The organism is Paucibacter aquatile (assembly GCF_002885975.1).
Lineage (GTDB): Bacteria > Pseudomonadota > Gammaproteobacteria > Burkholderiales > Burkholderiaceae_C > Paucibacter_A > Paucibacter_A aquatilis.
Window position 1 is genome coordinate 809,712 of the sequence record NZ_POSP01000003.1, and the last position, 11,913, is coordinate 821,624.

General features: G+C 64.2%; 14 protein-coding genes. 7 read left to right on the plus strand and 7 right to left on the minus strand.

From position 1 onward, the window contains the following. Positions 1 to 155 precede the first annotated feature (155 nt). Both C1O66_RS06780 and xseA read right to left on the minus strand, forming a co-directional pair. Positions 156 to 737, minus strand: a complete 582-nt coding sequence (locus C1O66_RS06780) for a superoxide dismutase (protein ID WP_102767183.1) — start codon at positions 735 to 737, stop codon at positions 156 to 158. 119 nt (positions 738 to 856) lie between these two features. Then, positions 857 to 2,176: an exodeoxyribonuclease VII large subunit gene (xseA, locus tag C1O66_RS06785; protein ID WP_102767184.1), complete on the minus strand. Its 1,320-nt coding sequence runs from the start codon at positions 2,174 to 2,176 to the stop codon at positions 857 to 859. A 411-nt stretch (positions 2,177 to 2,587) separates the two neighbouring features. Between xseA and C1O66_RS06790 the strand changes: the two genes are divergently transcribed. The 7 genes from C1O66_RS06790 to C1O66_RS06820 all read left to right on the plus strand — a co-directional run bounded on the left by C1O66_RS06790 (position 2,588) and on the right by C1O66_RS06820 (position 7,489). Continuing rightward, the gene (locus C1O66_RS06790) at positions 2,588 to 3,205 is read left to right on the plus strand and encodes a MotA/TolQ/ExbB proton channel family protein (RefSeq protein WP_102767185.1); all 618 of its coding nucleotides are present in this window, start codon (positions 2,588 to 2,590) and stop codon (positions 3,203 to 3,205) included. A 21-nt stretch (positions 3,206 to 3,226) separates the two neighbouring features. Beyond that, positions 3,227 to 3,643 (plus strand): ExbD/TolR family protein, encoded by a 417-nt coding sequence (locus C1O66_RS06795; protein ID WP_102767186.1) that lies wholly within the window; start codon positions 3,227 to 3,229, stop codon positions 3,641 to 3,643. After that, positions 3,643 to 4,776, plus strand: coding sequence for a tetraacyldisaccharide 4'-kinase (gene lpxK / locus C1O66_RS06800; protein ID WP_102767187.1), 1,134 nt, complete (start codon positions 3,643 to 3,645; stop codon positions 4,774 to 4,776). The genes C1O66_RS06795 and lpxK overlap by 1 nt, the downstream gene beginning before the upstream one ends. A 60-nt stretch (positions 4,777 to 4,836) precedes the next feature. Next, on the plus strand, positions 4,837 to 5,043 hold the full coding sequence (locus tag C1O66_RS06805) for a Trm112 family protein (protein WP_102769509.1): 207 nt from the start codon (positions 4,837 to 4,839) through the stop codon (positions 5,041 to 5,043). Continuing rightward, a complete protein-coding gene (gene kdsB, locus C1O66_RS06810; protein ID WP_102767188.1) occupies positions 5,040 to 5,819 on the plus strand; it encodes a 3-deoxy-manno-octulosonate cytidylyltransferase in 780 nt (259 codons plus the stop codon). Before C1O66_RS06805 ends, kdsB begins: the two co-directional genes overlap by 4 nt. A gap of 154 nt (positions 5,820 to 5,973) precedes the next feature. Then, positions 5,974 to 6,627 (plus strand): adenylate kinase, encoded by a 654-nt coding sequence (gene adk / locus C1O66_RS06815; protein ID WP_102767189.1) that lies wholly within the window; start codon positions 5,974 to 5,976, stop codon positions 6,625 to 6,627. A gap of 103 nt (positions 6,628 to 6,730) precedes the next feature. After that, positions 6,731 to 7,489: a 3-hydroxyacyl-CoA dehydrogenase gene (locus C1O66_RS06820; RefSeq protein WP_102767190.1), complete on the plus strand. Its 759-nt coding sequence runs from the start codon at positions 6,731 to 6,733 to the stop codon at positions 7,487 to 7,489. A 152-nt stretch (positions 7,490 to 7,641) separates the two neighbouring features. On the opposite strand, the gene C1O66_RS06825 is transcribed toward C1O66_RS06820, so the two are convergent. The 5 genes from C1O66_RS06825 to C1O66_RS24570 all read right to left on the minus strand — a co-directional run bounded on the left by C1O66_RS06825 (position 7,642) and on the right by C1O66_RS24570 (position 11,482). Beyond that, positions 7,642 to 8,895 carry a hypothetical protein gene (locus C1O66_RS06825; protein WP_133155121.1) on the minus strand — a complete coding sequence of 418 codons (1,254 nt, stop codon included), beginning with the start codon at positions 8,893 to 8,895 and terminating at the stop codon, positions 7,642 to 7,644. A 91-nt stretch (positions 8,896 to 8,986) separates the two neighbouring features. Next, positions 8,987 to 9,421, minus strand: coding sequence for an ExbD/TolR family protein (locus tag C1O66_RS06830; RefSeq protein WP_207795912.1), 435 nt, complete (start codon positions 9,419 to 9,421; stop codon positions 8,987 to 8,989). A 17-nt stretch (positions 9,422 to 9,438) separates the two neighbouring features. Further along, entirely contained in the window at positions 9,439 to 9,867 is a 429-nt protein-coding gene (locus C1O66_RS06835) for an ExbD/TolR family protein (protein ID WP_102767193.1), read from the minus strand. A gap of 25 nt (positions 9,868 to 9,892) precedes the next feature. Further along, on the minus strand, positions 9,893 to 10,726 hold the full coding sequence (locus tag C1O66_RS06840) for a MotA/TolQ/ExbB proton channel family protein (RefSeq protein ID WP_102767194.1): 834 nt from the start codon (positions 10,724 to 10,726) through the stop codon (positions 9,893 to 9,895). Positions 10,727 to 10,831: 105 nt separating this feature from the next. Continuing rightward, positions 10,832 to 11,482: a hypothetical protein gene (locus tag C1O66_RS24570; RefSeq protein ID WP_102767195.1), complete on the minus strand. Its 651-nt coding sequence runs from the start codon at positions 11,480 to 11,482 to the stop codon at positions 10,832 to 10,834. Positions 11,483 to 11,913: the final 431 nt, after the last annotated feature.

Genomic DNA, 11,913 nt, shown 5'->3' on the forward strand with positions numbered 1-11,913 from the left:
AGCCGTAGTCGTAATCTAGGCCCGAACCCCTCGCCTCGTCATGACATTTATCAAGGCCGTGTCGCAAAGCTGCTTCATTCCACGCAGCAGTCGACCCCAGAAAAAAAGAGGCCGGCTAACGCCGGCCCCTTTCTAAATCAAGGCGACTCGCGATTTCAGGCGAAATTCGCCGCAGCAAAGTCCCAGTTGACCAGATGGTTCAGGAAAGTCTCCACGAACTTGGGACGCAGATTGCGGTAGTCGATGTAGTAGGCATGCTCCCACACGTCGATGGTCAGCAGCGCGGTGTCGGTGGTGGTCAGCGGCGTGCCGGCGGCGCCGGTGTTGACGATGTCCAGGCTACCGTCGGCCTTCTTCACCAACCAGGTCCAGCCGGAACCGAAGTTGCCCACGGCGCTCTTGGTGAAGGCTTCCTTGAAGCCATCCAGGCTGCCCCACTTGGCGTTGATGGCCTCGGCCAGAGCGCCGGTCGGTGCGCCGCCGCCGTTGGGCTTCATGCAGTTCCAGAAGAAGGTGTGGTTCCAGATTTGGGCGGCGTTGTTGTAGATCGGGCCACTGGACTTCTTGACGATCTCTTCCAGGCTCAGGGCTTCGAACTCGGTGCCCTTTTGCAGATTGTTCAGGTTGACCACGTAGGCGTTGTGGTGCTTGCCGTGGTGGAACTCCAGCGTCTCGGCGCTGTAGTGAGGGGCCAGGGCGTCCTTGGCATAGGGCAGTGCGGGCAACAGATGTTCCATATCAACTCCTCAGGGCTGTATTGAGAGAAAGAAAGCTGGGCTCGGGCAGCCAGGGCCAAAGCGTTGCGGGCGATTGTAGGCAGCTTGGCTGGCTTTGACGGGGCGGCGGTGATAACCCTTCAGTCGGCGGGCTTGGCAGACTTGGTGGATTTGGGCCGGGGCGCCAGCACCTGCATCTGCGCCTCACCGTCGGCCAGCACGGCATGGACCTGTTGGCCCGGCTGCAGCTGCCGCACTGAGATCAGAGCCCGGCCTTCGCCATCGTCCAACCAGGCGAAGCCGCGGGCCAGCACCTGCTGCGGGTCCAGGGCCGACAGCCGCGCCTGCAAGGCATCGAGCCGCAGCACCTGCGCCCGCAGCAGCTGCGGCGCCGCACGGCGGTGGCGCTGGCTCAGGTTTTCCAGGCGCTGCGCCTCGGCCGCCTGCACCCGAGGCAAGACCTGACCCCAGCGCTGGGCCAGCAAGGCCAGGCGGCGGCGCTGGCGGGTCAGCACCTCGGTCGGCCGGGCCAGGCGCAGGGCCGCGCGGTCCAGGCGCTGGGCCAGGCCGTCCAGGCGCTGCTCCAGGCGGCGGCTCAGGGCATCGGAGATCGCAGCCAGGCGCTCCAGATGCGCCTCGCGCGAGGGCGCGGCCAGCTCGGCCGCGGCGGTCGGCGTGGGTGCACGCAAGTCCGCGGCCAGATCGGCCAGGGTGACATCGGTTTCATGGCCGACACCGCTAATCACCGGCAAGGCACTGAGCGCCAGGGCCTGCACCACGCGCTCGTCGTTGAAGGCCCACAAATCCTCCAGCGAGCCGCCGCCCCGCACCAGCAGCAGGGCATCCACCTCGTGCCGCTCATTGGCCAGCTCCAGGACCCGCACGATCTGCGGCGGCGCCTGCTCACCCTGCACCAGGCAGGGATAGATCACCACCTCGACATGGGGCGCGCGGCGCGCCAGCGCGGTCAGCACATCGTGCAAGGCCGCCCCGGCGCGCGAAGTGACCACGCCCAGGCGGCGCGGGAACACGGGCAGTGGCCGTTTGCGGTCGGCATCGAAATAGCCCTGCGCCTCCAGCCGCGCTTTCAGCCGCAGGAACTGCTCGTACAGCGCGCCCGCGCCGGCGCGGCGCATGCTCTCGACGATGAACTGCAGCTCACCACGCGGCTCGTAGAGCGTGACCTTGCCGCGCAGCTCGACCAACATGCCCTCCCCCGGCGAAAAGTCGAGCAGGCCCGCGGCGCGGCGGAACATGGCACAGCGCAGCACCGCACCCGCACCGTTGGAGTCCTTGAGGCTGAAATAGCAGTGGCCGCTGCCCGCGCGCATGAAGCCGGAGATTTCGCCGCCGACCACGCAGACCGAAAAGCGCGCGGCCAGGCTGTCGCTGACGGCCGTCAGCAAGGCCTGCACACCCCAGACCATGCGCTGCGGCGGGCCGTTGGAGCGGTCAAACATGCGGCCCCCTTTCGCTCTGAGCAGCCGAGAACTCCACAGAGAGCGCGATCATGGACCGGCCGGAAGTCGAGCCCGTCACGCCGCCGTCATACGCACACAAGCGCTTGTTTTTCAAGTGTTTTTTCTGCTTAAGAATGAGGCAACTTAGCCCGGAGCCTGGATTTTCGGGCCCTGGCGGCATGAAAACTCAGCTTGCCCACAAAGTTATCCACAGCGAAAGTGGATGAGTGTTCGGCGCTGATTTTCACCGCCCGCCACGCAGCGCGCACGGCAACTGATGGTCAACCCCAGGCTCGCTTGAAAGCCCCGCGCTTCGGGCCATAATCGCCCGCAATCGCGAGGGGCTCCACCCGGGCCCCGCTCCGCGGCAGGTTTTTCAGCAATCGCAGCATTCAACGACAGGGGTTGTCTTTGTTTTCGATCATACAAGCCGCCGGATGGCCGATTTGGCCCCTGCTGATCTGTTCCGTTATTGCCCTGGCCCTGATCATCGAGCGCTTCTCCAGCCTGCGCCGCAGCCGCATCGTGCCGCCCCGCCTGCTCGATGAAGTGCTGGGCATCAGCAGCCAGTCCCTGCCCACACCCGATATGGTCAACCGCCTGGCCGAGCATTCCCTGCTGGGCGAGCTGTTGGCCTCGGGCCTGCGCGCCGTGACGCTGGAGCCGCAGCTGCCAGAGGCCAAGCTGCGCCAGGTCTTCGAGCTGGCCGGTCGCCGCGCCATCCACCAGCTGGAGCGCTACCTGAACACCCTGGGCACCATCGCCACGGCCGCCCCCCTGCTGGGCCTGCTGGGCACGGTGGTCGGCATGATCGAGATCTTCGGCAGCCAGACGCCTGGCGGCGGCAACCCGGCGCAGATGGCGCACGGCATCTCCATCGCCCTCTACAACACCGCCTTCGGCCTGATGGTGGCGATTCCCTCGCTGATGTTCTACCGCTACTTCCGTGGCCGCGTGGAAGAGTATGTGCTGGAGCTGGAGCAAAGCAGCGAGCGCCTGCTGAGCCAGCTGCAGCGCTATACGGCCTGAGTCCGCGCCGGAGTTGCCACGATGAAATTCAGACAGCGCCGCAGCGAAGAGCCGGAGATCAATCTGATCCCCTTCATCGACGTGCTGCTGGTGGTCCTCATCTTCCTGATGCTGTCCACCACCTACTCGAAGTTCACCGAGCTGCAGATCGCGCTGCCGGTGGCCAATTCCGAGCAGCTCAAGGAGCGGCCGCAGGAAATCATCATCGCCGTCTCGGCCGATGGCCGCTACGTGATCAACGGCCAGGCGGTGGAAGGCCGCACGGTGGAGCTGCTGACCGCCTCGCTGACCCAGGCCAGCCAGGGCCGGCCGGAGACCATGGTGATCGTGTCCGCCGATGCCTCGGCCGCCCACCAGTCGGTGGTGAATGTGATGGACGCGGCGCGCCGCGCTGGCTTGTCCCGCCTGACCTTCGCCGCGCAAACCAGCGGCCAGTGATGGCCGCTGAGCAAGAACCGTCCGCGCCGCCCGCCGGCGTGCCGCGCCCGCCGGCGCCCCTGCCCCGGCCCCTGCCCCAGCCTTTGTCTCCGTCCTTGGCGCAGACCCTGCAAGCGCAGTGGCTCACGGGTGGCGCCCTCTCCGCCAGCCTGCTGCCCCTCTCGGGCCTCTACCGCCTGCTCTGGGCTGGCCGCAGCCTGCTCTACCGGCTGGGTCTCCAGAAACCCGAAACCCTGCCCGTGCCGGTGATCGTGGTGGGCAATTGGATTGTCGGCGGCGCCGGCAAAACGCCCACCACCCTGGCCCTGCTGCAGCTCTTGCAGAGCTGGGGCATCCGGGCCGGCGTGGTCTCTCGCGGCTATGGGCGCGAGGATGATGCGGTGGCTCTGGTGCAACATGACAGTGCCGCCCGCCAGGTCGGCGATGAGCCTTTGTTGATCCATTTGCGCAGCGGCGTGCCCGTGGCCGTGGGCCGCGACCGGGTGGCCGCCGCACGCTCGCTGCTGCAGGCCCATCCAGAACTGCAGTTGCTGATCAGCGATGACGGCCTGCAGCATGGCCGCCTGCCGCGCGCACTCTCGGTCCTGGTCTTCGACAGCCGCGGCATTGGCAACGGCCATGTCTTGCCGGCCGGGCCGCTGCGCCAGCCCTTTCAGGCGCAGCTGCCGCCGGACCACCTGGTGCTGTACAACGCCGATCGACCGAGCACCGCCCTGCCCGGTTTTCTGGCTCAGCGCATGCTCGCGGGCGCGGTGTCCCTGCAGGACTGGTGGGCCGGCAAGCCAGCGCAGCTCGAACACCTCCAAGCCTTGCGCGGGCGCCCCCTGGCCGCTGCGGCCGGCATGGCTCAGCCAACGCGCTTTTTTGACATGCTCGAGGCCTGCGGCTTGACGCTGCAAGCGCGCCACGCCCTGCCCGACCACTACGATTTCGCCGAGCGCCCCTGGGGCACCGAGCTGGGTGATCTGTTGGTGACTGAAAAGGACGCAGTCAAACTGCGCCCCAGCGAGGCGAGCACCGCAAGCGGCCCGCGCATCTGGGTGGTGGCGCTAGACTTCCGCCCCGAAGCCGCCTTTGCGCAAGCCTTGCACCAGCGATTGAGCACCTTGGGCCTGGCCACCGCCGCAGCCTAGTTGGCGCGGCGGAACGAATCATTGATGAACGAAGCACTGCAGTTGAAGATGGGGATGACGATGGATAACCGCCTGTTGGAAATGTTGGTCTGCCCCTTGTGCAAAGGTCCGCTGGAACATCTGCGCAGCCCCGATGGCGGCCGCGAGCTGATTTGCCATGCCGACCGCCTGGCCTTCCCGGTGCGCGATGGCATCCCCGTGATGCTGGAAAACGAGGCGCGCGCCTACGACCCGGACGCCGAGAGCCACAAGCCTGTCGCCCTATGAGCTTCACCGTCATCGTGCCGGCTCGCCTGGCCTCCACCCGCCTGCCCAACAAGCCGCTGGCCGATATCGAGGGCCTGCCCATGATCGTGCGCGTGGCCCAGCGAGCCGCCCAGTCGCGCGCCAGCCGTGTGGTGGTGGCCAGTGACGCGCCCGAGGTGCTGCAAGCCTGTGCCGCCCATGGCATTGAGGCGGTGCTGACCCGTGCGGACCATGTCTCGGGCAGCGACCGCCTGGCCGAAGCCTGCGAGCTGCTGGGCCTGGACGGGCAGGACTTGGTCGTCAATGTGCAGGGCGACGAGCCCCTGATCGAGCCGGCCATGATCGACGCCTGCGCCGAGTTGCTGCGCCAGCGACCCGAATGCGTGATGAGCACGGTGGCCCATGGGCTGGACGACACGCCCGAAGGCCAGGCCGAGTTCGCCAACCCGAATGTGGTCAAGGTGGTGACCGACAAGAACGGCCTGGCGCTTTACTTCTCGCGCGCCCACATCCCCTTCTGGCGCGATGGTCAGGCCACAGGTGCAACGCGCGCGCGGCCCGGCTCGGCCTTGCGCCATGTCGGGCTCTACGGCTATCTGGCCGGTTTTCTGCGCCGCTTCCCGCAGCTGGAGGTCAGCCCGCTGGAACAGATCGAATCGCTGGAACAGCTGCGCGTGCTCTGGCACGGCGAGCGCATCGCGGTGCACCTGAGCGCCGAGCGCCCCGGCCCCGGCGTCGACACACCCGAAGACCTGGAGCGCGTGCGCGCCGTGTTTCGCGCCCAGGCCGCCAAGTGAAGCGCGGGCACGGAGGCACGGCTCCTGCGAAGCCCGGGGTTACGTGAAGACAACAAGCGGGGTTTGCGTCAGTCTGGCGTAGGTCAGCGCATGCTATCCTCGCCCGCTGTTGAAGAGGGCCTTGCGTGCCTTCCATGCTGCATCAAGGAGACCCATGCGACTGATTCTTCTGGGCGCCCCCGGCGCCGGCAAAGGCACCCAAGCTGCCTTCATCTGCCAAAAATTTGGTATCCCGCAAATTTCCACCGGCGACATGCTGCGCGCCGCCGTCAAGGCCGGCACCGAGATGGGCCTGGCCGCCAAGAAGGTCATGGATGCCGGCGGCCTGGTCAGCGATGACATCATCATCGGCTTGGTCAAGGAACGCATCACCCAGCCCGATTGCGCCCAAGGTTTCCTGTTCGACGGTTTCCCCCGCACCATCCCGCAAGCCGACGCCATGAAGGCCGCCGGCGTGAAGTTGGACTATGTGCTGGAAATCGACGTGCCCGACAGCGCCATCATCGAACGCATGAGCGGCCGCCGTGTGCATGTGGCATCAGGCCGCACCTACCACGTCAAGTTCAACCCGCCCAAGGTGGAAGGCAAGGACGATGCCACCGGTGAAGACCTGATCCAGCGCGACGACGACAAGGAAGAAACCGTCAAGAAGCGCCTGGAGGTCTACCAGTCGCAAACCCGCCCCCTGGTCGCCTACTACTCGCAATGGGCCGCCAGCGGCGAGGCAGGCGCGCCGCAGTACCGCTGCATCGAAGGCATCGGCTCGGTCGACGACATCACCCAGCGTGCCCTCGCCGCCCTGAGCTGAGCATATTTCCTTCTCGAGCAAAGCCGCTTCAATGCGGCTTTCTTTTGACCAATAATTGACGTTTACGTCAACGTCAACCAACCCTTCTTTCAAAGGATTGAACATGGACATCGCAGGCAAGGTATTCATCGTCACCGGCGGCGCTTCGGGCCTCGGTGAAGGCACGGCACGCATGCTGACGGCGCACGGCGCCAAGGTCGTGATCGCTGACCTGCAGGTCGAGCGCGGCGAGGCCGTCGCGGCCGAACTGGGCGGCGCCTTCGTCAAGGCCGACGTCAGCCTGGAAGCCGACGGCCAGGCCGTGGTCGCCAAGGCCCTGAGCCTGGGCAAGCTCTTCGGCCTGATCAACTGCGCCGGAATCGCCCCGGCCGCCAAGACCGTCGGCAAGGACGGCGCCCACGCCCTGGCCTTGTTCAGCAAGACCATCACGGTCAATCTGATCGGCAGCTTCAACATGATCCGCCTGGCCGCCGAGGCCATGAGCAAGAACGACCCTGAACCCACAGGCGAACGCGGCGTGCTGATCTCGACCGCCTCGGTCGCGGCCTACGACGGCCAGATCGGCCAAGCCGCCTACGCGGCATCCAAGGGCGGCGTGGTCGGCATGACCCTGCCCATCGCCCGCGACCTGGCCCGCAACGGCATCCGCAACATGACCATTGCTCCCGGCATCTTTGGCACGCCCATGCTCTTCGGCATGCCGCAAGAGGTCCAGGACGCACTGGCCGCCGGCGTGCCCTTCCCTTCGCGCCTGGGCACGCCCGCCGACTACGCCAAGCTGGTGCACCAGATCATCACCAATGAGATGCTGAACGGCGAAGTGATTCGCCTGGACGGTGCCATCCGTCTGGCACCGAAGTAATTCGTTCATTCGACGGCATCGCGCTGCAACCGTCCGGCGCGCCTCAAACAAAAAAGGGCCCTGGCGCAAAGCCAGGGCCCTTTTTCTGGTCTCTGCTCTCGCTCAAGCAACCGAAGTCTGACCTGAGCGAAAGCGAGTCAACACATGCTCAATCAGCGCTTGGCGCTGCGGCTGTGGATGCCCCACAGACGAGCCAGATCGGCTGAGCCGTCCGTACCCTTGACCGAACGCCAGGTGGCCTGCGCCTTGGATGCATCACCGGCCATGGACTGGGCCAGGCCCAGGTAGAGCTTGGCATCATCCGGACGAGCCAGATTGCCCTTCTCGATGCCCTGCTCGATGTACTTGACGCCCTTGGCCGCATCGCCGCGGAAAGCCGTGGCCAGACCCAGGGATACCAGGGCGTTGCCGTCCTTGGCAGCCTGAGCGGTCTTTTCGACCTCGGGCAGAGCAGCCTTGGCTTCGCCGATGCGCTTGACCATCAGGTCGTTCAGGCGCTTGTGCCGCTCACCTTCTTTGCCCTGGCCCAGGACATTGGCCGCAAAGCCCTTGTCCACGACCGCCTTACCTTCCTCGGGATAGCCAGCCTGAGCCGCCAACTGAGCCATTTCCATGTAGTCGTTGGCATCCTTCAGGTTGCCGGTGGCCAGCTTGAGGCGGTAAACATCCAGGGTGAAGCGATCCGAGAAACCCTTCTTGCTCTGAAGCGCGCCCAACACCTGCGTCCACAGTTCCTTGCGCGGGTAGTAGTTCAGCAGTTTGGCGATGGCCAATTGCTCGGCGTTGCCATCCTTCTGACGGATGGCAGCACTCAGCAAGAGGTTCAGCTTGTCCTGCGAAGGCGTACGACCCGCCTTCTCATCGGCAGCAATCTCGGCCTCGGTGTCCTTGATGATGGAACCCATGTCGCCGGAATTGAACTGCGCCGAGGTCAGGACCTGCTTCATGGTGGGGCTGTTGCCGCCTTCCTTGAAGTAGCGCTGCGCCCAGGTCAGAGCGCGGGCGTTGTCCTTGTTGCGCAGATAGGTGCCCGCGATCGATTCGATGTAGCGCAGCTGCTCGGCGCCCGACAGCTTGCCGCTGGCCTTCAAGGCTTCAAAAGCCTTGACCATGGAATCGGTGTCGCCAGCGCCCGAAGCAGCAGCCATGCGCATCGCTTCGATGTTGTAGTTCTCGGTGGCGTTGCGGCCACTGACAGCTTCAGCCTCGTGCACCTTGGCCAGGGCGTCCTTGTACTTGCCGGACTTGATCAAGGCGACGGCATCTTTCAGCGCCTTGCCCACCTGAGGACGCACACCCTCAGCCTGAGCATGGGCTTGCACCAAGCCCAGTTCGCCTTGGGGGGCGTTGCCCAACACAAACGCCATGGCGCCAATAGCGACCGAGGCCAATGTCCTGATCTTCATCGTCTTCTACCCTCTTTGCGAAAAAAAACGCGCCGCCCTTGACGGACGGCGCGCTGTTCTTTTGTCGTCTCAGTTCACGGCTTGCGCCGTCTCACTTGACGTACTGTTCGTTGCCGACCATGCCCATCTTCTTGACACCCAGTCGCTGAGCGGAAGCCATGACGGCTGCGACAGCGCCGTACTCGGCCAGCTTGTTGGGCTTGATGTGCACTTCGGCTTGGTCTGCCTCAGCAGCAACTTCAGCCAGCTTCGCTTCTACGGCCTGGTGATTGGGCATTTCGTTTTCATCCCAATACACCTTGCCATCAAAGTCAATCAACACCGTGTGAATCACCGGCTCTTTCGGATTCTCGATCGGCGGAGCAGGCGGAGGCATATCCAGATTCACCGAATGCAATTGGATCGGGATCGTGATGATCAGCATCACGATCAACACCAACATCACGTCGATCAAGGGCGTGGTGTTGACGTCCATCATGACTTCGGGCTCGTCGCCACCGGAGGAGCTACCTACATTCATTCCCATGCTATTCGCTCCTCGCTTCAACCACCGCGCGCAGGCGGCTCGGTGACGAAGCTGACTTTCATGATGCCGGCACGCTGGCAGGCATAAACCACACGGCCCACGGACTCGTAGCGCGACTTGTCATCGCCACGGACATGCACCTCAGGCTGCGGATTCAGAACCGCCACCTTGCCCAGACGCTGCACCAAGGCATCGACATCAGGCACCAGAGTCGTGTTCCAGTAGATCTCGCCGTTCTTGGTGACCGAGATATCAATGTTCTCCGGCTTGGTCACGCGGACGACGTTGGTTTCCTTAGGAAGCTCAACCTTGACCGTGCTGACCACCGCCGGGATGGTGATGAGGAAGATGATCAACAGCACCAACATCACGTCCACGAGGGGCGTGGTGTTGATGGTTGAGACCACTTCATCATCGCCGGAAGAAGATCCGACGTTCATTCCCATGATGGGTTCTCCGGGTCAGCGCTGATTAGCGCTTGGCAACTTGACGGTTGCCCATCAGGACGCCGTGCAGGTCACCTGCGAAAGCACGAACTTGGCCCATCACCGACTTGTTGCGGTTCACCAGCCAGTTGTAACCCAGCACGGCCGGCACAGCGACGCCCAGACCGATGGCAGTCATGATCAGCGCTTCACCCACAGGACCGGCCACCTTGTCGATGGATGCTTGGCCAGCAACGCCGATGGCGGTCAGGGCTTGCAGAATACCCCACACGGTACCGAACAGACCGATGAAGGGAGAGGTCGAACCCACGGTCGCCAGGAAGCCCAGACCGGTTTGCACGCGGCTTTGCACTTCAGCCACCGAGCGCTCGATGTTGGTCGAGACCCAGGTGTTGTGGTCGATGTTCTCGGTCAGGGCGCCTTCATGGTGCTCCGAAGCCTCGATCGCGTTGGCGGCGATGTAGCGGAAAGCGCTGGCTTCCTTCAGGCTCTTGACGCCTTCGGCCAGGCTGGCCTTCTTGAAGAAGGTGGCGCGCACGTCCTTGGCTTCGTTGGCCAGCTTTTGGGTGTCCCACAGCTTGGTGATCAGGATGTACCAGCTGCCCATGGACATGATCAGCAGCAGGGCCAGAACGCCCTTGGACACCATGTCGCCGTGAGCCAGCATGGCTTGCAGGCCGTAGGGGTTGTCTGCAGGCTTGGCAGCGGCTTGCGCCACGGGGGCAGCTTCAGCAGCAGGAGCGACAGCCTCAGTGGGAGCAGCAGCGGAAGCAGCCGCTTCTTGAGCTTGCACAGGCGAAACAGCCATTGCCGCAGCAAAGGCGATGGCGGCGAACAGGCCGGAAATACGAGAAATCATGGAGTCAACTCCTGCGAATGAAATCGAAATCGGTTTGAGAGAAATGGAGCCGGGCACTACCCTGCCCCAGTGTTGGGTCTTGCAGAACTCTAGCCTGTCGCGGCTTTATTCGATGCGGAACTGGAATTCCTGCTCGAACACGTGGTCGCCGGGGCACTCGTAAGTGTCGCGCAGCGTTTCCTCGATGGCCGCAATGATGGCGCGCTGAGCCTTGCGATCCACGCCCGGGCGCAGGCTTTGCACTTCGATGCTGGCCACACGACCCGACTTGACCGTAGCGGTGACCTTGTACAAAGCCTCACCGCTCCAGTTCACCGACGGCACTTCCGGCTTGCCCATCTTGGTGCAAACCATGCCAGCGGTCTTGGGGCCCGTGCGAACCGGGGCCGGGGCCGGGGCAGCAGCCGGAGCCGGCGGCGGCGCCGGGCGAACCGGCTGAGCTGCCGGAGGCGCCACCTGAGTCGACGCAATGGCCGGTGCCGGCGGAGCGGGCGCGGTCACCTGGAATTCCGGCGGCGGGATGAAGGGCGGCGGAGGCGCCTTCAGGTCCGGCGGCGGCGGAACAACCTTTTCAGGCTCCGGCGGCGGCTTGACCTTCTCTTCAATCACCTTGGTCTCGATGGGACCCTTGACCGCCTCAATGGCTTTCCGGGCCAGTCCACTTGCCAACGCCCACGCGATCAACACGTGGATCAAGACCACGATGCCAATACCCGTGAAGCGTGACGAGCCTTGCTTATCCTGCGCAAAGTTCATGCGCGCTCCTTCTTAAGACTGCGAATTTCTTTCATCAAGACACGTGGGTTCATCACCCCTGCGCAGCGCCCGTCTCGAACGTTCGGGTCCCGCAGTCTGCCAATTTCTGAACCGTCACCACCCGACAAAGGCAGATCGATTCTCTCTATCGGCACTTGCGGCACCACCTACAACAAAAATGCCCGTCAGCTTGCGACCGCGGGCTTGAGCTCGGCATCTACCCGAAGCCGCGTCAGGCGGAGTCGGACATCTACACAAGCGCCTGCGATCATAAACGAGTTCCAAAGCCCCGAAGCCGTGGGGATTACCCCAGGAGCTGACAAGAGCATGACACCCGAAGCCCGCGCCAGGCTTTGATCTTCGACGAGCCGCAGGCCTTACTGGTATTTTAGTGGTATCGAGTCAAATCCCATCACCCATCGAATCAGGGT

Excerpts from the sequence above, each read along its gene's own strand:
- C1O66_RS06805 (WP_102769509.1), top strand. The coding sequence starts at position 4,837 with ATGGATAACCGCCTGTTGGAAATGTTGGTCTGCCCCTTGTGCAAAGGT.
- C1O66_RS06835 (WP_102767193.1), bottom strand. The coding sequence starts at position 9,867 with ATGGGAATGAACGTCGGATCTTCTTCCGGCGATGATGAAGTGGTCTCA.
- xseA (WP_102767184.1), bottom strand. The coding sequence starts at position 2,176 with ATGTTTGACCGCTCCAACGGCCCGCCGCAGCGCATGGTCTGGGGTGTG.
- C1O66_RS06840 (WP_102767194.1), bottom strand. The coding sequence starts at position 10,726 with ATGATTTCTCGTATTTCCGGCCTGTTCGCCGCCATCGCCTTTGCTGCG.
- C1O66_RS06820 (WP_102767190.1), top strand. The coding sequence starts at position 6,731 with ATGGACATCGCAGGCAAGGTATTCATCGTCACCGGCGGCGCTTCGGGC.
- C1O66_RS24570 (WP_102767195.1), bottom strand. The coding sequence starts at position 11,482 with ATGAACTTTGCGCAGGATAAGCAAGGCTCGTCACGCTTCACGGGTATT.
- C1O66_RS06830 (WP_207795912.1), bottom strand. The coding sequence starts at position 9,421 with ATGGGAATGAATGTAGGTAGCTCCTCCGGTGGCGACGAGCCCGAAGTC.
- C1O66_RS06780 (WP_102767183.1), bottom strand. The coding sequence starts at position 737 with ATGGAACATCTGTTGCCCGCACTGCCCTATGCCAAGGACGCCCTGGCC.
- C1O66_RS06795 (WP_102767186.1), top strand. The coding sequence starts at position 3,227 with ATGAAATTCAGACAGCGCCGCAGCGAAGAGCCGGAGATCAATCTGATC.
- lpxK (WP_102767187.1), top strand. The coding sequence starts at position 3,643 with ATGGCCGCTGAGCAAGAACCGTCCGCGCCGCCCGCCGGCGTGCCGCGC.
- C1O66_RS06825 (WP_133155121.1), bottom strand. The coding sequence starts at position 8,895 with ATGAAGATCAGGACATTGGCCTCGGTCGCTATTGGCGCCATGGCGTTT.
- adk (WP_102767189.1), top strand. The coding sequence starts at position 5,974 with ATGCGACTGATTCTTCTGGGCGCCCCCGGCGCCGGCAAAGGCACCCAA.
- kdsB (WP_102767188.1), top strand. The coding sequence starts at position 5,040 with ATGAGCTTCACCGTCATCGTGCCGGCTCGCCTGGCCTCCACCCGCCTG.